This is a genomic window from Paracoccus bogoriensis (genome assembly GCF_019431455.1).
In the GTDB taxonomy this organism is placed as follows: domain Bacteria; phylum Pseudomonadota; class Alphaproteobacteria; order Rhodobacterales; family Rhodobacteraceae; genus Paracoccus; species Paracoccus bogoriensis.
Genome location: NZ_JAHYSR010000002.1, coordinates 23,614 through 42,343 on the forward strand (window position 1 = coordinate 23,614; position 18,730 = coordinate 42,343).

19 protein-coding genes are annotated in these 18,730 nt (G+C 64.9%); 9 read left to right on the forward strand and 10 right to left on the reverse strand.

All coding sequences use genetic code 11. The features are described 5' to 3' along the window. Nucleotides 1-19: 19 nt before the first annotated feature. Both KY389_RS01170 and KY389_RS01175 read right to left on the reverse strand, forming a co-directional pair. Nucleotides 20-1,441, reverse strand: a complete 1,422-nt coding sequence (locus KY389_RS01170) for a UdgX family uracil-DNA binding protein (RefSeq protein ID WP_219828892.1) — start codon at nt 1,439-1,441, stop codon at nt 20-22. Continuing rightward, nucleotides 1,441-2,673 (reverse strand): putative DNA modification/repair radical SAM protein, encoded by a 1,233-nt coding sequence (locus tag KY389_RS01175; protein ID WP_219828893.1) that lies wholly within the window; start codon nt 2,671-2,673, stop codon nt 1,441-1,443. Before KY389_RS01175 ends, KY389_RS01170 begins: the two co-directional genes overlap by 1 nt. A gap of 152 nt (nt 2,674-2,825) precedes the next feature. Here KY389_RS01175 and KY389_RS01180 point away from each other — a divergent pair, with 152 nt between their 5' ends. Next, entirely contained in the window at nt 2,826-3,413 is a 588-nt protein-coding gene (locus KY389_RS01180) for a LolA family protein (protein ID WP_219828894.1), read from the forward strand. 87 nt (nt 3,414-3,500) lie between these two features. Next, nucleotides 3,501-4,748: an MFS transporter gene (locus KY389_RS01185; protein WP_219828895.1), complete on the forward strand. Its 1,248-nt coding sequence runs from the start codon at nt 3,501-3,503 to the stop codon at nt 4,746-4,748. Here KY389_RS01185 and KY389_RS01190 read toward each other — a convergent pair whose 3' ends face one another. After that, nucleotides 4,749-6,620, reverse strand: a complete 1,872-nt coding sequence (locus KY389_RS01190; protein WP_219828896.1) for a glycosyltransferase family protein — start codon at nt 6,618-6,620, stop codon at nt 4,749-4,751. 2 nt (nt 6,621-6,622) lie between these two features. After that, nucleotides 6,623-7,738 (reverse strand): hypothetical protein, encoded by a 1,116-nt coding sequence (locus KY389_RS01195; protein WP_219828897.1) that lies wholly within the window; start codon nt 7,736-7,738, stop codon nt 6,623-6,625. Between the two features lie 190 nt (nt 7,739-7,928). On the opposite strand from KY389_RS01195, the gene KY389_RS01200 reads away from it, so the two are divergent. The 3 genes from KY389_RS01200 (at nt 7,929) to KY389_RS01210 (ending at nt 10,732) form a co-directional block, all read left to right on the forward strand. Continuing rightward, complete coding sequence (locus tag KY389_RS01200; RefSeq protein ID WP_343222880.1) at nt 7,929-8,918, forward strand: glycosyltransferase; 990 nt, start codon at nt 7,929-7,931, stop codon at nt 8,916-8,918. A 101-nt stretch (nt 8,919-9,019) separates the two neighbouring features. Beyond that, nucleotides 9,020-10,165, forward strand: a complete 1,146-nt coding sequence (glf, locus tag KY389_RS01205; protein ID WP_219828898.1) for a UDP-galactopyranose mutase — start codon at nt 9,020-9,022, stop codon at nt 10,163-10,165. A gap of 24 nt (nt 10,166-10,189) precedes the next feature. Beyond that, a complete protein-coding gene (locus KY389_RS01210) occupies nt 10,190-10,732 on the forward strand; it encodes a hypothetical protein (RefSeq protein WP_219828899.1) in 543 nt (180 codons plus the stop codon). A 3-nt stretch (nt 10,733-10,735) separates the two neighbouring features. Here the strand turns inward: KY389_RS01210 and fghA are convergent, their stop codons facing one another. The 6 genes from fghA to hrcA all read right to left on the reverse strand — a co-directional run bounded on the left by fghA (nt 10,736) and on the right by hrcA (nt 15,631). Beyond that, a complete protein-coding gene (gene fghA / locus KY389_RS01215; protein WP_219828900.1) occupies nt 10,736-11,569 on the reverse strand; it encodes an S-formylglutathione hydrolase in 834 nt (277 codons plus the stop codon). Then, the gene (locus KY389_RS01220; protein WP_219828901.1) at nt 11,559-12,080 is read right to left on the reverse strand and encodes a GNAT family N-acetyltransferase; all 522 of its coding nucleotides are present in this window, start codon (nt 12,078-12,080) and stop codon (nt 11,559-11,561) included. The genes fghA and KY389_RS01220 overlap by 11 nt, the downstream gene beginning before the upstream one ends. Continuing rightward, the gene (locus KY389_RS01225) at nt 12,077-12,712 is read right to left on the reverse strand and encodes an ATP-dependent Clp protease proteolytic subunit (protein ID WP_219828902.1); all 636 of its coding nucleotides are present in this window, start codon (nt 12,710-12,712) and stop codon (nt 12,077-12,079) included. The genes KY389_RS01220 and KY389_RS01225 overlap by 4 nt, the downstream gene beginning before the upstream one ends. A gap of 80 nt (nt 12,713-12,792) precedes the next feature. Continuing rightward, entirely contained in the window at nt 12,793-13,920 is a 1,128-nt protein-coding gene (locus tag KY389_RS01230) for an S-(hydroxymethyl)glutathione dehydrogenase/class III alcohol dehydrogenase (protein ID WP_219828903.1), read from the reverse strand. Nucleotides 13,921-14,024: 104 nt separating this feature from the next. Further along, a complete protein-coding gene (locus KY389_RS01235) occupies nt 14,025-14,567 on the reverse strand; it encodes a nucleotide exchange factor GrpE (RefSeq protein WP_219828904.1) in 543 nt (180 codons plus the stop codon). Nucleotides 14,568-14,575: 8 nt separating this feature from the next. Then, nucleotides 14,576-15,631, reverse strand: coding sequence for a heat-inducible transcriptional repressor HrcA (gene hrcA / locus KY389_RS01240; RefSeq protein WP_219828905.1), 1,056 nt, complete (start codon nt 15,629-15,631; stop codon nt 14,576-14,578). An 84-nt stretch (nt 15,632-15,715) separates the two neighbouring features. Here hrcA and rph point away from each other — a divergent pair, with 84 nt between their 5' ends. From rph to KY389_RS01260, 4 genes are all read left to right on the forward strand, one after another. Continuing rightward, complete coding sequence (rph, locus tag KY389_RS01245; RefSeq protein WP_219828906.1) at nt 15,716-16,429, forward strand: ribonuclease PH; 714 nt, start codon at nt 15,716-15,718, stop codon at nt 16,427-16,429. Further along, complete coding sequence (locus KY389_RS01250; protein WP_219828907.1) at nt 16,426-17,034, forward strand: non-canonical purine NTP pyrophosphatase; 609 nt, start codon at nt 16,426-16,428, stop codon at nt 17,032-17,034. Before rph ends, KY389_RS01250 begins: the two co-directional genes overlap by 4 nt. Nucleotides 17,035-17,175: 141 nt before the next feature. Then, entirely contained in the window at nt 17,176-18,339 is a 1,164-nt protein-coding gene (gene hemW / locus KY389_RS01255; protein WP_219828908.1) for a radical SAM family heme chaperone HemW, read from the forward strand. Between the two features lies 1 nt (nt 18,340). Then, nucleotides 18,341-18,694 carry a YbaN family protein gene (locus tag KY389_RS01260; protein WP_219828909.1) on the forward strand — a complete coding sequence of 118 codons (354 nt, stop codon included), beginning with the start codon at nt 18,341-18,343 and terminating at the stop codon, nt 18,692-18,694. The last annotated feature ends 36 nt before the right edge of the window (nt 18,695-18,730 follow it).

Below are 18,730 nucleotides of genomic sequence, written 5' to 3' on the forward strand. Positions count from 1 at the left end.
TCTCTGGACCAAGGCAAAATCAGGCGATGTGGTTCGCGGCCAGGCCGAGGTCGGCACGGAATTCGGCGAGGGCGGTGCGAGCGCGATCAGAGGGCAGACGCAGGATCAGGCTGGGATGCCAGGTAATGAGGACTGGCCCGCCGTCCAGGCCGCGCTCGATCCGGCCGCGGCGGGGGGTCAGGGGCTTGCGGCTGCCGGTCAGGGCATAGGCTGCTGTCGCGCCCAGGGCGAGGGTCAGGCGCGGCGCGATCAGGCGGCGTTCCAGGTCAAGCCACCAGCGGCAATGTTGGATATGGCTGCCGTCAGGAGATTGGTGCAGTCGGCGTCTGCCGCGCGGAGTGAAACGAAAATGCTTCACCGCATTGGTAAGCCATATGCGTTCGGAGTCGAGACCGGTTTCGGCCATGGTCTTGCGCAGCAACTGGCCGGCCGGACCGACGAAGGGGCGACCCTGAAGATCCTCGTGATCGCCCGGAGCCTCGCCCACGATCATCAGGAAGGCATCGGGGGCGCCTTCACCCCAGACGGTCTGGGTGGCCGCGTGACAGAGCTCGCAGCGGGTGCAGCGAGCGGCCTGAGTGCCGGCATCCGCCAAGGTCGCGGGACTAGCCTCGGAAATGGGTTGGCGGATACGCGCCGTGACTTTGGGGGCAAAGGCGGGGGCGGTGCTGGCGCCCGCCTCGCGCATGGCCTGGACGCGGCGGGGCGCGTCGGCCAGCATATCGGGGATCAGCCGCGTCTCGGGCAGGTTCTTCCAGTATTTCAAGGGCATTTCGGACCGCATGGCCTGGGTCTTGATGCGGGCCGGGTTGAAGATATTGGCGAAGTAGGTCTGCCACAGGTCATGGCTGTGATCGTCGGGCAAGTGGGGCCTCGGCTCGGGCGGGGCATAGTCGATCGCGCCGCCCGTGAAGCGGGCGACGCCTTCGGGCGTGGCGATCAGCCAGTCCATATCCGCGAAACGTCTGGCGAAGAAAGGCGTGCCCGCTTCAAGGATCAGGTGTTCGGGTTCGAACCAGGCGGCAAAACGGCGGCGGGGGCCGTCCGATGGCAGTTCGTGAAAGCGGACGAAAGCGTGCATCTTGTGAATGTCGCGGCGGACCGATTTGGCCATGCGCGACAGGCGGTCCAGCATCGGGTCGGCGGGGTTCGACAGAAAGCGACGGTCTGTCTGCGCTCGCATCAGCGCGGCATAGAGCAGCGACCACCGTTCCGGGTCGGAATGGCTGGCGACCTGCCGGGCCAGTTGCAGGAAATCCTGCGTGGCCCTGACCTGATGCGGACCGCGGCGCGGCAAGGGTTCGGCGCCGAAGAGGTCGGACGGCATGTCGGGATCGGCCCAGATCACCCCGCCCGGCGGGATGCGGGCCGAGGCAAGGTCGCGGGCGGCCGCGCGCCATGCCTCGAACCGGGCGAAACGCGGCAGCGTCACGCGGATCATCAGAAAAGGCTCAGTTGTTCGGGCGGGGGCGCGAAGCGGGCGCGCAGCCCGGCGCTGTCGGTCAGCGCGCCGGGCGACCAGTCGGGCAGCGTCACGAAGGGCTGTGCCTTGGACATGATCGCCCCCATCCGCAGCAGGTCGCCATAGCGCACCGGCCCGTTGCGCCGCGCCGACAGGATGCGCGCCACGGTCCTGGTGCCGAAGCCCGGCACGCGCAGCAGCATCTCGCGGCTGGCGCGGGCGACATTCACGGGGAAGTGCGCGCGATTGGCCAAGGCCCAGGCCAGTTTGGGGTCGATGGCAAGGTCGAGATTGCCCGAAGGATGCGCGGCGCCGATCTCGTCGGCCTCGAACCCGTAGAAGCGCATGAGCCAGTCGGCCTGATAGAGCCTGTGTTCGCGCATCAATGGCGGCTTGATCAGCGGCAGCGCCGCCGAGGCGTCCGGGATGGGCGAAAAGGCCGAGTAATAGACCCGCTTGAGCCGGTAGCCCGAATAGAGATTGGCCGAGGTCTTCAGGATGTCGCGGTCGGTGGCCTGATCGGCGCCCACGATCATCTGCGTGGATTGCCCCGCCGGCGCGAAGCGCGGCGGGCGCCGGCCGGTATGGCTGCGGTCCTTCGCGGCCTCGCGCTTCAGGCGGACATCGGCCATGGTCGCGCGGATCGTTTCGGGGCGCTTCTCGGGGGCCAGATGGCGCAGGCTGGCGTCCTGCGGCAATTCGATGTTGACCGACAGGCGGTCGGCGTAGAGTCCGGCCTCGGCCACCAGATCGGGTGCGGCGTCGGGGATGGTCTTGAGGTGGATATAGCCCTTGAAGCCGTGATCCACCCTCAACATCCGCGCGATGCGGACCATGTCGCCCATCGTCTGGTCGGGGCTGCGGATGATACCCGAGGACAGGAACAGCCCCTCGATCATGTTGCGCCGGTAGAATTCCAGCGTCAGGGTCACGACCTCTTCGGGGGAAAACCGGGCGCGTTCGACATTGCTGCTGACGCGGTTGATGCAATAGGCGCAGTCATAGATGCAGAAATTCGTCATCAGGATCTTGAGCAGGCTGATGCAGCGCCCGTCCGGCGTATAGGCGTGGCAGATCCCCGTCCCGCCCGCCGAGCCGATCCCGCCCGAGCGCGAATCGCGCCGCGTCGTCCCGCTGGACGCGCAGGAGGCATCGTATTTCGCCGCATCCGACAGGATGGCCAGCTTCTGCTGCAAGGTGAGTCGTCCCATGGGTCCGAAGATATGTTCACTTTGTGTTCCGAACAAGGGTGCGCCGGTGAAACAATCGCCCCGGAACCGTCACGGCGCCGCGATCATTCCCTGCCATCGCCATCCGCCAGTCGTGATGTGCAAGAAATCCCGGAAAGGATAAGAATGGCGCCATGAACATCAAAGCCCTCGCACTTGCGCCCGTCCTCGCCCTCGCCATGGCCATCCCGGCCTTTGCCGAGAGAATTTCACTCAACGAGATCTCGCGTTATCTCAACAGCCTGACCACGGTGACATCCGAATTCACGCAGGTGAACCCGGATGGCACGATCTCGACCGGGACGGTCTATATCCAGCGCCCGGGCCGGGTGCGGTTCGAATACAACAACGACCGCACGCTGGTTCTGGCCTCGGGCGGGACCGTCGCGGTCTTCGACGGCAAGTCGAACGCCGGACCGCATCAATACCCGCTGTCGCAGACACCGCTGTCGATCATCCTGGACGCCAATATCGACCTGTCGCGCCCGAACATGGTGATCGGCCATACCGAGCAGAACAATGCCACCATTGTCACCGCACAGGATCCTCAACGGCCGCAGAACGGCAATATCCAGATGGTGTTCTCGTCTCCGACCGAGCTGCGCCAGTGGATCGTGACCGACGATACCGGCGCCAAGACGACCGTGATCCTGGGCGAGATGCAGAAGGGCGGCTCGATCCCGGCCTCGCGCTTCTCGATCCAGGCGGCGATGGGGCAGTGACGCCCGATTGCGCCGATACAATCGCGTGATTGACCGGGCGCGCATCGCGCGGCAAGGCTGAGGCTCCGTTCACCCGGAGCCTCTTTCATGTCCACCAATGCGCGCCTGTTCACCCCCGTCCTGATCGGCGGCTCGCTGATCCTGCTGATCAACTTTGCGCTTCGCGCCAGTTTCGGGGTGTTCCAGATCCCCATCGCCGAGGATTTCGGCTGGCCGCGCGCCGAATTCTCGCTGGCCATCGCGATCCAGAACCTGGCCTGGGGAATCGGGCAGCCCATCTTCGGTGCGCTGGCCGAGCGATGGGGCGACCGATGGGCGATCATCCTGGGGGCATTCCTCTACAGCGCTGGGCTGATCCTGACGGCCTTTGCGACCACGCCCGCCGGTGTGCAGCTGCTGGAGATCATGGTGGGCTTCGGCATCGCCGGGACGGGCTTCGGCGTGATCCTGGCGGTGGTCGGTCGCGCGGCCAGCGACGAGAACCGCAGCCTGGCCCTGGGCATCGCCACGGCGGCCGGATCGGCCGGGCAGGTCTTTGGCGCGCCCCTGGCCGAGATTCTGCTGGCCTTCTATGCGTGGCAATCGGTCTTCATCATCTTCGGGGTGATCATCCTTGGCACGCTGGCCTTTCTGCCGATGCTGGGCAGCGGACGGCCCGCCAGCCCCGCCGTGCTGGAGGCCAGCATGGGCCAGGTCGTGGGCCGCGCCTTCCGCGACCCGTCCTTCCTGATGATCTTCGCGGGGTTCTTTTCCTGCGGCTATCAGCTTGGCTTCATCACCGCGCATTTCCCCGCCATGATCACCGAGATGTGCGGCCCGATCGCGCCGGGCGGCATATTGGCGGGGCTGGGCATCACCACGACCTCGGCGCTTGGGGCGGTGGCCATCTCGCTGATCGGGCTGGCCAACATCGCGGGGGCGATCCTGGCCGGGTGGCTGGGCAAGCGCTATAGCCGCAAGTATCTGCTGGCGGGCATCTACACGATGCGGACCATTGCCGCCGCCGCCTTCATCCTGACGCCGATCACGCCTGCGACGGTCATCGTCTTTTCGCTGGTGATGGGGGCGCTGTGGCTGGCGACGGTGCCGCTGACCTCGGGGCTGGTCGCCTATATCTACGGCCTGCGCTACATGGGCACGCTTTACGGCTTTGTCTTCCTGTCGCACCAGATCGGATCGTTCATCGGCGTCTGGCTGGGTGGCTGGCTTTACGATGTATCGGGCGATTACCTGCTGGTCTGGTGGATCGGCGTGGGCGTGGGCGCGTTCAGCGCGCTGATCCACCTGCCCGTGCGCGAGGCCCCCTTGCGGATGCCCGCCCCCGCCGCGGCCTGATCAGCCCGCCTTGGCAACGGGCTGATCGGCGGGCCGAGCCGCGTTCTGATCCGCCGCTTCGGGCGCAGCATCCAGACCCAGGCGGCGGCGCCAGAAGGCGTCGCTGGCCAGGCGCCGATAGCCCTCGCGCCAATCGGCGCGGATCGCGTCGTGATGGCGCCACAGATGCCACATGTTGCGGGTCATCCGCCAAAGCTGGCGCGCCGCCTTGCGCTTGGAATGGTGGACGGTGAAGGCGTTGCCCTTGCCGTCCAGATAGGTGACCTGCGCGGCGGCCCAGGTCTGGCGGATCTCGCCCCGGCGGCCTGCGGGCAGGACGCGGCGATTGCCGATCCGGTGCCAGAACGGGATCAGATGCCCGTTCAGCGTCAGCTTCATCACCAGCCGCACCAGGGGGCTGTGCGGATTCCAGCGGATATGGTCGGCGGGCGGAGGGCCTGCCAGCGGGCGGAAGGCCTCGACATCCCTGATCCGCGCCAGATCGGCGCGGCGGGCGGCCATATCGGCATTCTTCTCGAAAAAGTCGGGGCCGCGCATCACGTCCTCGAAGGACAGGTTCAGCGCCTCCATCGTCTCGTAATGGCATTGCAGCATACTGCGCGCGAAGAAACGCAGCGGGATCGAGGCCAGCGTGGTGCGCGGGATCTCGACCGCGGGGATGGCGATGTGATTCGCCATATGGCTGCGCAGGTCCAGATACAGCGTGTTCAGCGATTCCTTGTCCGCGAAATTCGCATCCTGGAACGAGACCACACCGGGCAGCGTCGTGATGCTGAAATCGTTGGCCAGCGAAAAGCCGACATCGTCGCCGCGCACGAAATAGGGGAAAGGCCGGAACCGGGTCGCGGCGATCGGAAAGGCGAAATACCACCAGCCGCCGTAATAATTGCCCGGCTTGTCTCCGGTCGAGGCGAATTCCATCGCCGCCACCTGATGAAAATTGATGAGGTCGGTGCCCAGACCCTGAGGCTGACAGTAGATTCGGAAGATTGCGCCGTTTTCCCAGATCACGTGCTTGAACTGCGCGTTCGTCAACGCGCCGGCCACGGCGGCATTGTCGGCCTGGGCATGGGCAAGCCACGCCCAGGTGCGTTGCAGCGCGTCCATATGCACCGAGGCGTCGTCATCCATGAACAGGACATGGGTGGCGCCGCGGGCCTCGGCCTCGATCAGGCCGCGGGCAAAGCCGCCCGCCCCGCCCAGATTCTCGTTCGGGATGGGGGTGACATGGGCGCAGGGCTCGATCCCCGCGCTCTGGCCGTTATCGACGACCTGAAGATGCAGATGCGCCGCCAGCGGGCTGGTGGCCACGTAATCGCGGAAGCGGCGGACGCTGGCCTGCACGGCCTCTTCACGGCGAAAGGTCGTGATCGACAGCGCGATCTGCGGCTGGCGGCGGGGCGCCTGACGGGTCAGCCAGGCGATGTCGTCCAGATGGCCCGTGCCGAAACTGGTCAGCCAGAAGGTCAGGATGCCGCCCAGGGCGTGCTGAATATGATCGGTCAGATCGACGATCAGCGGCTGGTCCTCGGTCAGGGTCACGATCTCGGTCAGGATCGTCTCGTCCGAACGGTGCGGCGCGTGCTGTCGGACGACCAGCGCGAATTCGCCCTGCCCGCGCAGCGACAGCGACAGGTCGGACAGGCCCGCGCCATGCTGCCACTTGCCCAGATTGAACAGGTTGAAGGCCGTGTCGAAACCCAGTCCCGCCCCCGCGCCCACCTGGATGCGGCGTCGGCTGGCTACCAGACCGGCCGGACCCACAAGCCGCACATACAGCGCGGGCTCGGACGAGATGCCTGGTTCGGGCCATAGCATCCCTTGCAACAGATGCAGCGAAGGCGGGTAATCACTTTGCGTCGGAAGGGACAATGTCAGACCTCGGTGGGGTTCGGGGTTGCGCGCAGATGAGCCAGAAACTCGCGGGGCCGCGCTTGCAGCGGCGCGATCCTGTCATCGCTCAGCGCGGCCAGGGCGGCGCGCATCGCCTCGGCCTCGGGCAACGGGCGGCAGGTCAGCATGTCGTCGATATCGGGAAAGAACGCCGCCTGCCCCGTGATGCCCGACAGCCAGGCATGAGAGGGCAGAAAGGCCTGGAACATGGCGCGGCGGCTTTCGGGGCCGAAAAATTCGATATCCGAGGCGGGCGGCAGATCAAGAGACGCCTGATTCTTCATCAGGAACTGCGCCAGAGTATTTGCTTCGGGCGGGGTCAGGACATGATTGGCCTGACGCACGATCTCGACCAGGGCCGGATGCAGGCTTTTGTTCGCGCGCCGCGCGGGGATCATGCCGTCGGGAAAGTCGATGCCCGAATGCGTCATGAAATCGGCCTCGGACCCGCCTGCGGCCAGAATATCGGCATAGTTCCGCAGCACCTTCGCGTCGCCCGGGACGCGGATCAGCCAGTCCTCGACGGCAAGGCGATAGTTGAAGTGGATTGTCGCCTCGTAAGACCGCCAGCCCTCGCCCGCCAGAAGCCCCGCCCGCTCGCCGACCTTGACGCGCTGATTGTGCCAGGACGCCAGATATTCGTCAGGCCGCCTGAGCGCGCCATAGACCGAAAAGGTCGCATCGGGAAAGATCTGCGTCACGGCGTCGATCAGCTCTGGCTTGACGGCCCCGAAATTGGCGAAGGCCTCGGAACACAGGATCACCGCCTTGGGCTTCAGCTCGGCAACCTGCATCCGGATCGCGCGAATCATCTGCTGGCGCGCGGGCAACAGCGTAAACTGCCGCGGTATGGGGAAGTTTGCCGCCTCGGACATGAACTGATAGGCCAGCGCGCTATGGGGTTCGCGAACATTGGCGGTCAGCGCGGAAGCCCGGTCCCCCGACAGCATCCGTGCCGCGACCGAAGCCGCGCCCTGCATCTCGGTATAGGGATAGAGGATGCCGTTCCGGATCAGGCGGACCACGTTCTGCGACAGGAAGACCTGAAGCGACGTCGATCCGACCTTGTGATGACCGATATAGAGGCTGACATGCATCTTGCCTGTTCGTCTCCGATTCTGCGCGCGCTTCGTCTGGCCAAAGCCCACCCGACCCGAGGCACCTACAGGCCTGGGCGGCCTGTCGCAAGCCATCCAGCGCTGCGTCGGCGGAAAAGCGACGGGCATTGCCGGGCCGGTCGGCGGCTGTTATGCACCCCCGTCCTTTTTGCATACAAGGCAAGTGCGCGTGATCCAAAGCCCCCCTGCCGCGCCGGCGGCCCGCCCCGTCATCGGCGCCATCGTGGTGACGCATAACCGCCTGCCAAAGCTGCGCGACACCTTGGCGCGGCTGCTGGCCGAGGATCTGGACCGGGTGCTGGTTTTCGACAACGCCTCGACCGACGGGACGGCGGAACATCTGGCGGGGCTGGACGATGCCCGGCTGATCGTCCACCGCAGCGCCGACAACCTGGGCGGCGCAGGGGGCTTTTCGGGGGCGATGGCGCTGATGCGCGACCAGGTGGACCCGGACTGGATGCTGCTGATGGACGATGACGGCCGCCCCGCGCCGGGCGCCATCGCGGCCTTTCGCAAGGCCGATCTGACGGGCTGGGACGCCGTAGGGGCTGCGGTCTTTCACCCCGATGGCCGCATCTGCGAGATGAACCGCCCCTATCGCAACCCGTTCTGGCGGCTACCGGAATTCCTGCGGACCCTGTCAGGCAAGGGGCGGCGCGGCTTTCACCTGACCGACGCGGCCTATGAGCCGGCCGCCGGGCCGGTGGCTGTTGACATGACCTCTTTCGTGGGCTTCTTCATCTCGCGCGCGGCGGTGGCGCAGGCGGGGCTGCCAGAGGCACGATTGTTCGTCTATGGCGACGACCAGCTTTACACACTGACCATGAGGCGCATGGGATTGCGGATCGGTTTTCTGCCACAGGTCCGCTTCGAGCATGACACCGAGGCTGCGCAAGGGGCGACCGGCCTGGTTCTGCGCCCGCTCTGGAAGGTGTATTACATGTATCGCAACGCGCTGATCGCCTATCGCGTGGCGGCGGGGCCGCTCTTCTGGCCGCTGGTGCCGCTGCTGGTGGTGAAGTGGCACCGCAAGGCGCGCGATTACGGCCCGGATGCACCGGTCTTCCGCCGGATGCTGGCGCTGGCCCTGCGCGACGGGCTGGCCCGGCGGCTGGGACGCGCCCATGCCGAGGTCGTCACACAGGCGTCGCGGCGCTGAAACCTGGGCGAGCAACGGCTTTCGCTTGCCCGCCCCCCGCCCAAGGCGATATGGCCAGACAAACCCTGCGGGCAGAAACGACAGGAAACGACGAGGCTGTGATGCGATTTCTTCTGGTGGGTGCCGGTCTTTCGGGCGCGGTGATCGGGCGCAAGCTGGCCGAGGCGGGGCATGATTGCCGCATCATCGACAGCCGCGATCATGTCGCAGGCAATTGCCATACCGCGCGCGACCAGGCGACGGGCGTGATGATGCATGTCTATGGCCCGCATATCTTCCACACCGATGATCAGGGCGTCTGGGATTACGTCAACCGCTTCGCGACCTTCATGCCGTTTCAGAACCGCGTGAAATCGACGACGCAAGGGGCCGTCTATTCGCTGCCCATCAACCTGCTGACGATCAACCAGTTCTTCGGCAAGACCATGCGCCCCGACGAGGCCCGCGCCTTCATCGCGGAACAGGCCGACCTGACGATCGAGAATCCGCAAAGTTTCGAGGAACAGGCCCTGCGCTTCGTCGGCCGCCCCCTCTACGAGGCGTTCTTCAAGGGCTACACCGAAAAGCAATGGGGGTGCAGCCCGACGGAACTGCCCGCCTCGATCCTCAAGCGGCTTCCGGTGCGCTTCAACTACGACGACAACTACTTCTTCCACCGCTTCCAGGGGATGCCGCGCGACGGCTATACGCCCATGGTCGAAGCGATTCTGGACCATCCCCGCATCACGGTCGATCTTTCGACACCCTACAATCCGGCCATGGCCGAGGGCATGGACCATGTCTTCTGGTCCGGCCCGCTGGACGGGTATTTCGATTACCGGCTGGGCCGTCTGGGCTATCGCACGCTGGATTTCGAGCGGTTCGAATATCAGGGCGATTACCAGGGCTGTGCGGTGATGAATTACGGCGACCGCGAGGTTCCCTATACCCGCATTACCGAGCACAAGCATTTCAGCCCCTGGGAAAGCCACGAGGGCAGCATCTGCTACCGCGAATACAGCCGCGCGGCCGAGCCGGACGACATCCCCTATTACCCGATCCGGCTGGTCCGGGAAAAGGCGCTGCTTGAAGACTATATCGCGCTGGCGGAACGCACGCCAGGCGTGACCTTCGTGGGCCGGCTTGGCACCTATCGCTATCTGGACATGGACGTGACCATCCGCGAGGCTCTGGACGCGGGCGACGCCTTCCTTGCCTGTCTGAACTCGGGCCGGTCCGTGCCGGCCTTCCTGACCTCTCCCCGGTGATCCGCGTCCGATCAAAAACCCGCCATGACCAAGCCACGCCCCTTTGAACCGGATACCCGAATGCGCCCGATGCTGGACGAAATCCGGCAGCAGGATCGGCACGGGGTGGTCGGACCCGGGGACAATCCGGTGGGCCATCACGCCTTTCTGTCGCTGGACCCAGAGGCGGGGATCACCGGCCGCTTTGCCTCGCGTCCCGGTCAGATCATCGAGCTGGAGCTACAGCCCGCGCTTGGCGCCAAACCCCGCTGGCAGGGATTGCATCTGCCGCTTGGTCCGGTCGATCTGACCGATTCGGCGGCTCTGGGACTGATCGCGCGCAGCCTGGCCCCCTTGTCGATGACGACAAGGATCTGCCTGCGCTCGGGCGTGGGGGACGAGGTGATCGACGTGTTCATGCCGCGCCTCATGGTGTCCTACGATCAACCGAGCCTTCACCACGACCTGATCGAGCCCGCCGCCATGCCCCAACTGCCGAAGCGGGCCGATTGGCGCGATATGATCCTGTTCTTCCGCCCAGGCCCGGTCAAACTGACGGTGCTGGACCTGCGGCTGTTCCTGGTCTGAGCATCAGGCCAGCCGTTCGGCGTGCCAGAAAACATGGTCGGCCATGAAGCTCTGCACGAACCAATAGCTGTGGTCGAAGCCGGGCTGCATCCGGAACTGTCCGGGTTGGCGGCGGGCGATCATTGCATGAGCCAGCGCCTCGGGGCGCAGCAGATCAAGAAACTGGTCGGTGCTGCCCTGGTCGATCAACACCTCTCCGGGATAGCCTCTCTCGGCCATCAGGATACTGGCATCATGGGCGCGCCACGTCGCCCGATCCTCGCCCAGATAGGCGCTGAACTGCTTGCGGCCCCAGTCGGATTCGGTCGGATTCGCGATCGGCGCAAAAGCAGAGACCGAACGATAGCGGTCAGGATGCGTCATCGCGATGGTCAGCGCGCCATGGCCGCCCATGGAATGGCCGGTGATGCCCATGGCCTCGGGATCAACGGCGAAATTCTCGCAGACAAGAGCGGGCAGTTCCTCGGTCACGTAATCCCACATGCGGAAATGCGGCTTCCAGGGGTCTTGCGTGGCGTTGACGTAGAAACCTGCGCCCTGGCCCAGATCAAAGGCCTCGTCATTGGCAACCCCTTCGCCGCGCGGTGACGTGTCGGGAAAGACGATGGCGATTTCGGCCTCGTCGCACCATTGCTGGGCGCCGGCCTTGGTCATCGCATTCTCATGCGTGCAGGTCAGGCCTGACAGATACCACAGGACCGGCACCTTGCCGAATTGCGCGGCCTCGGGAAGAAAGATCGCAAAGGTCATGTCTGTGCCGGTGGCCCGGCTGCGGTGGCGATAGACACCCTGCGTGCCGCGAAAGCTGCGGCTCTCGGAGATCGTTTCAAGGCTCATCCAAGGCTCCTTTCAGCGTCTGGAACATGACCAGGGCATCGACCGGACCGTAATCGGGATGCATGAAGGCACCGGGCAGCCGACCGACAATCTGGAAGCCCGCCTTTTGCCAAAGGTGAATGGCATCTTCATTGGTCGAGACGACAAAATTGAACTGCATCGCGAGAAATCCCTGCCCTGCGGCCCATTCCTTTGCATGTTCGACCAATGCCCGGGCGATGCCCCGCCCGCGCGCCGCCGGCGCGGTGGCAAACGAGGCATTGGCAACATGCGACCCGCCGCCCGCGCGGTTGCGCCCGACATGGCTGGTGCCCAGCACGGCGCCATCAACCTCGGCCACAAAGGCGGTGAAGGGCTCGGCGAACCAATCCGCGATCGCTTCGTCGCGGGTGACATCGCGGGGCATGCAGTAGGTCTGACCGGCCCGATAGACAGGTTCGAGGATGGACCAGATCGCGTCCTGATCGTCAGGGGTGGCGGGGCGAATGGCCACCCCGCTGGTCGCCGTCATTTCAGGTCGTCCACGCTGTGGATGACGCGGCCCAGCAGGCCGTAATCCAGCGCCTCGGCCGTGTTCAGCCAGAAGTCACGCTGCGTGTCCTTTTCGATCCGCTCGACGCTCTGACCGGTCGCCTCGGCGAAAATATGGTTCAGCCGATCGCGCATCAGGCGCACCTGTTCAGCCTGGATCATCATGTCCGAGGACGTGCCGCCGATCCCGCCCGAGGGCTGGTGGATCAGAAAGCGCGTGTTCGGCAGGCAGAAGCGATTTTCCTTTTTCGCAGCCACGAAGATCAAGGCGCCAGCACTGGCGACCCAGCCCGAGCCGATGGTGCGCACGGTGGGGCGGATGAACTTGATCACGTCATGAATCATGTCGCCCGATTCCACATGCCCGCCGGGCGAGGAAATCAGCATGTTGATCGGGTCATTGCTGTCTTCGGCCAGGGCCAGAAGATGCGCGACGGTGCGCTGCGCGAGCTTGTCGGTGATCGCGCCGGCGACGATCACCGTGCGCGACTTGAAATAGAGCTTGGCGATCCTGTCGCCTTCGGGCAGCCCGAGGCCGTTATCCCTGTCGCCCTTGTGGCGGCGGTCGTCTTCCTGATGGTCATCGTCATCGTCCAGCCACTGATGGCGCATCGCCCTGCTCCTTCGTTTGTTCTTGCGGTAACGGCGGCGCATCAGCACCGCCGTTCTTTTACCTAAGCAGAGGTGAAGGATCAGTAAAGAACGACCGAGCGGATCGATTCGCCGTGATGCATCAGCTCGAAGCCCTTGTTGATGTCTTCAAGCGGCATCGTGTGGGTGATCATGGGGTCGATCTCGATCTTGCCATCCATATACCAGTCCACGATCCGCGGAACGTCGGTGCGGCCGCGCGCCCCGCCAAAGGCTGTGCCTTTCCACACGCGGCCGGTGACAAGCTGGAAGGGGCGCGTGCTGATCTCGGCCCCCGCAGGGGCCACGCCAATGATGATCGACTGGCCCCAACCCCGATGCGTGCATTCCAGCGCGTCGCGCATGACCTTGACGTTACCCGTCGCGTCAAAGCTGTAATCGGCGCCGCCGATCTGGTCGAAGGGCGTCTTGGTCAGATTCACGATCTCTTGCACGACGTTATCGACATTCTTCGGATTGATGAAATGAGTCATGCCGAAACGCTCGGCCATCGCCCTTTTGTCATCATTCAGATCGACGCCGATGATCATGTCGGCACCTGCCAGACGCAGGCCCTGGATCACGTTCAGCCCGATCCCACCCAGACCGAAGACGACGGCCTTGGCGCCGATTTCCACCTTGGCGGTGTTGATGACGGCGCCAATCCCGGTGGTCACGCCACAGCCGATATAACAGATCTTGTCGAAAGGCGCGTCCTCGCGGACCTTGGCCACGGCGATCTCGGGCAGGACCGTGTGGTTGGCGAAGGTCGAACAGCCCATGTAATGGTGAATCGGCGTGCCATCCAGCATGGAAAACCGGGTCGTGCCGTCGGGCATCAGCCCCTGCCCCTGCGTCGCACGGATCGCGGTGCACAGATTCGTCTTGCCCGACAGGCAGGACGCGCATTGGCGGCATTCCGGGGTGTAGAGCGGAATGACATGATCGCCCGGCTTGACCGAGGTGACGCCGGGGCCGACCTCGACCACCACGCCCGCGCCTTCATGGCCGAGGATCGCGGGGAAAATGCCCTCCGGGTCGGCACCCGAGCGGGTGAATTCGTCTGTGTGGCAGATTCCTGTGGCCTTGATCTCGACCATGACCTCGCCGGCTTTCGGGCCTTCGAGGTTCACCTCCATCACTTCCAGCGGCTTGCCTGCCTCCAGGGCCACGGCGGCACGGGTTCTCATCGTCTGCATCTCCTCTGGCGGATCGGTCATGGCCAGCGCGGGCCGTCATGGCAGGGTTGCCGCCATGACAGGGATCTGCAAGTCGGAAGAAGGTTGTAGCGGCGTCAGGAAGCAGGCATCGACGACACACCGACCTTGGCCGGGCGCAAGAGACGGTCATGCAGGCGGAAGCCATTATCCATCACCTGGATGATGTGCCCGGCAGCCGTTCCGGGCACGGCCGCCTCGAACATGGCTTCGTGCAAGGCCGGATCGAACTTCTCGCCGGTGGCGGGGCGGATAACGGTCACACCGTGCCTGGCAAAGACATTGTCCAGCTCGCGCAGGGTCAGCTCGACCCCTTCGATCAGGGCTGCGGCGGCGGCACGCTGTTCCTCGGTTGCGGCCTCCAGCGCACGGGTCAGCGCATCATGCACGGGCAGCAGATCGCGGGCCAGACGCGAGCCGCCATATTGTTCGGCATCGCGGCGATCCTTGTCGGCGCGCTTGCGGGCATTTTCCGCGTCGGCCAGCGCGCGCATGAACTTGTCGCGCAGCGCGTCGCGCTCGGCGGTCAGACGCGCGATCTCGTCTGCGGGATCGGCCAGAGGATCGGCCAGGGTGTCTTCCACGGTGTCGTCCAGGGGCTGCTCGTTCTGCTCGGTCATGGTTTTCATCATCCTTTCCGGCCGGACAGAACCCGCCCGACCAGTTGCGCGGTATAATCGACGATCGGCACGATCCGGCCGTAATTCAGCCGCGTCGGGCCGATCACGCCAACCGCGCCTACGATCTTTCGGTCGGCATTCATATAGGGGGAAACGACCAGAGCGGAACCCGAAAGTGAAAAAAGCTTGTTTTCCGAACCGATGAAGATGCGGACGCCATCGCCCTGTTCGGCCAGTTCCAGGAATTCCACGATGTCGCGCTTGCGTTCCAGATCGTCGAACAGCACCCGCACCCGGTCCAGATCGGCGATCTCGCTGGCCAGCAGGTTGGACCGTCCCCGCACGATCAGGCGGGGGTCGCTGCTTTCCTGATCCCAAAGCGCGATCCCCGACTGCACCAGTTCCGCAGCCATGACATCCAGCTCGGCCCGACGCGCCTCTATCTGCTGGACAACCTCGTTGCGCAATTCCGACAGGGTGCGCCCCTCGGCCATGGCATTCAGGAAATTCCCCGCCTCGCGCATCGAGGACGGCGTCTGGCCCGGAGGCGGGGTGAAGATGCGGTTTTCCACATGGCCGTCGGCAAAGACCAGCACGACCAGCGCGCGGTCTGCGCCAAGGCTGACGAATTCGATATGGCGGATCGGCGCCTCGCGCTTGGGCATCAGCACCAACGACGCCCCGCGCGTGATCGTGCTGAGCGCGGTGCTGACCCGGTCCAGAAGCACATTCGTGTCAGGCTCGTCCGTGCCAAGCGTCTGGTCGATGATTGCGCGGTCCTGGGGATCGACGGCATCGACCTCCATCATCCCGTCCACAAAAAGCCGCAGCCCCAGTTGCGAGGGCAGCCGGCCGGCCGAAACATGCGGGCTGTCCAGAAGGCCCAGATATTCCAGATCCTGCATCACGTTGCGGACCGTCGCCGCGCTGAGCTTTTCCGACAAGGCGCGCGTCAGGGTGCGAGAACCGACAGGCTCGCCCGTTTCCAGATAGGCTTCGACGACCCGGCGAAACACCTCGCGGGACCGTTCGTTCAGTTCATCCAGTAACGATTCGTGGCTCATGGCCCTGTCTTGTGATCCCCGTCGGGGTTGCGTGAAGGTGCCCTCGGGCGGTATGGGCAGGCAGTTTCACGAAAAGGATGAATCATGCGCCCTTCCGGCCGGAATCTAAGCCAAATGCGTCCGATTTCAATTGAAACCGGGGTGATGCGCCATGCCGAGGGATCTTGCCTGATCCGCTGCGGCGACACGCATGTTCTCTGCACCGCTTCGATCGAGGACAGCACGCCGCGTTTCCTGAAAGGCACCGGGCTTGGCTGGGTCACGGCGGAATACGGGATGCTGCCGCGCGCGACGAATACCCGCAACCGTCGCGAGGCCGCGGCGGGTAAACAATCCGGTAGAACGCAGGAAATTCAAAGGCTTATAGGTCGTAGCCTGCGCGCGGGGATCGACCGCAGCGCATTGGGCGAGCGTCAGATCACCGTGGATTGCGATGTGATCCAGGCCGATGGCGGGACGCGCTGCGCCTCGATCACCGGGGGCTGGGTGGCGCTGCGCCTGGCGGTGAACAAGCTGCTGAAGGCGGGCGCGATTACCAGCGATCCGATCATCGACCATGTGGCGGCGGTGAGCTGCGGCATCTATGCGGGCCAACCCGTTCTGGATCTGGACTATGCCGAGGACAGCGAGGCCGGAACCGATGGCAATTTCGTGATGACCGGCGCGGGTCGCCTGATCGAGGTGCAGATGTCGGCAGAAGGCGCGACCTTTTCGCGCGACGAGATGGCACAGCTTCTGGACATGGCCGAGGCCGGGATGGCCGATCTGATCGCAGCCCAGAAGGCGGCGTTGGCATGAGGGCTTTCACCGAAAAGCGTCTGCTGGTCGCCACGCATAACGCCGGCAAGCTGGACGAGATGCGGGCGCTTTTCGCCCCCTACGGCGTCGAGGTGATCGGTGCCGCCGAGGCCGGTCTGGCGGAACCTGCCGAGACCGAGGACAGCTTTGTCGGCAATGCCCGCATCAAGGCGCGAGCCGCGGTCGCGGCGACCGGCTTGCCGGTTCTGGCCGATGACAGCGGGATTTCGGTCGATGCTCTGGATGGCGCGCCGGGTGTGCATACGGCCGATTGGGCCGAAACCGGCTCGGGCCGCGATTTCCGCATGGCGATGGAGCGGACCTGGGCTGCGATCCAGGCTACGGGCAAGCCCGCCCCCTATGGCGCGCAGTTCCGCTGCACGCTGGTGCTGATGTGGCCCGATGGACATGACGAAGTTTTCGAGGGCATCCTGCCGGGTCAAGTCGTCTGGCCTCCGCGCGGGACCGAAGGGCACGGCTATGATCCGATCTTCATGCCAGACGGTCATGACATCACTCTGGGCGAAATGTCGGCCGAACTGAAGAATAGCCTGAGCCATCGCGCGATTGCTGTCGAAAAGATGATCGAGGCCATCCTTGCATAGGTCCACCACCGGATTACCCTTTGAGGTGCCGCCGGCCCTGCGCGAGGCATTGGGCGATGTGCCGTCAGAAGCGGCGATGATGGTCGCAAGGTTGATCCGAGCCGAACCGAAAATCGAGATCGAAGACTCGTCGTTTTGCGAATGATCGTTCAGGACGACTGGCGCCATGGCGGTTTCGGACTGTATGTCCACTGGCCCTTTTGCGCGGCCAAATGCCCCTATTGCGACTTCAACAGCCATGTCTCGGCCTCGGTCGATCAGACGCGGTGGGCGCGGGCGCTGGCGTCGGAAATCGCCCGTCTGGCCGAGGAATTGCCGGGGCGGCATCTGGACAGCATCTTTTTCGGGGGCGGCACGCCTTCGCTGATGCTGCCCGAGACAGTGGATCATGTCCTGCGCGCCGCCAGGGCCGCTTGGGGCTTTGCCAACCACATCGAGATTACGCTGGAGGCCAACCCGACCAGCGTGGAACGCGCGCGCTTTCGCGGCTTTGCCGAAGCGGGGGTCAATCGCGTCTCGATGGGAATCCAGGCGCTGAACGACCGCGATCTGCGGGCGCTTGGCCGGACGCATGACGTTGCCGAGGCACGGGCCGCCTTTGAGGTGGCGCGGAGCGTCTTCCAGCGCGTCAGCTTTGACCTGATCTATGCGCGTCAAGGTCAGGATCGCGCCGCCTGGCAGGCCGAACTGCGCGAGGCGCTGGCGATGGCAGCGGACCACCTGTCGCTTTACCAGCTGACCATCGAGCCGGGCACCGTCTTTGGCCGCCGTGCCCAGGCCGGGACATTGCGGGGCCTGCCGGACGAGGATCTGGCGGCGGATATGTATCTGGACACGCAGGACATCTGCGAGAAAGCAGGGCTGCCGGGATACGAGATCTCGAACCATGCCGCTCCGGGCGCCGAGAGCAGACACAACCTGATCTATTGGCGTCAGGGTGACTGGGCTGCGATTGGACCTGGCGCCCATGGCCGGATCACCCTGCCCGGAGGCCGCTTCGCAACCGAGGCACATCTTTCGCCGGGAGCATGGCTGAACGCTGTCGAGACATCCGGCAACGGCGAATCCCTGCGGGAGGCCGTGCCCTCGTGCGAGCAGGCAGCCGAACTTTTGCTGATGGGGCTGCGCCTTTCGGAAGGGATCAGCGAAAGCCGTCACGCGAGGCTCTCCGGTGCTTCGCTGTCGTCCGACGCGGTCGCGCGATTGGAGGCTCTGGGCATGATCACGCGCGCGTCGGACCGGCTGCGCGTGACCGAGGCCGGGCGACCGGTTCTGAACGCGATCCTGCGAGAACTGGTGGCCTGACATGCGACGTGTATGGTTGGCCGTCGGTTGGGTTTTCGTGCTTCTGGCAATCATCGGCACCGCCCTGCCCATCATGCCGACCGTGCCTTTTCTGTTGGTCGCAGCCTGGGCTTTTGCGCGGTCATCGCCACGATTGAAGCGGCGCATCCTGCGCCATCCGCGCTATGGACCTCCGGTGCGCGCCTGGCAAGAACGGGGCGTCGTCGGACCTTGGGCCAAAGCCTGGGCGATCAGCGCCATGAGCAGCGGCGTCGTTCTATCATGGTGGCTGGGTTTGCCGAAAGGGGCGGTTATCGCCCAGGCAGGCATTTGCCTGTTGGTCGCAGTCTTTCTGCTGACCCGCCCCTCTCGCTAGATATAGTGACTTCTTGACCTACCACGACATAATGCT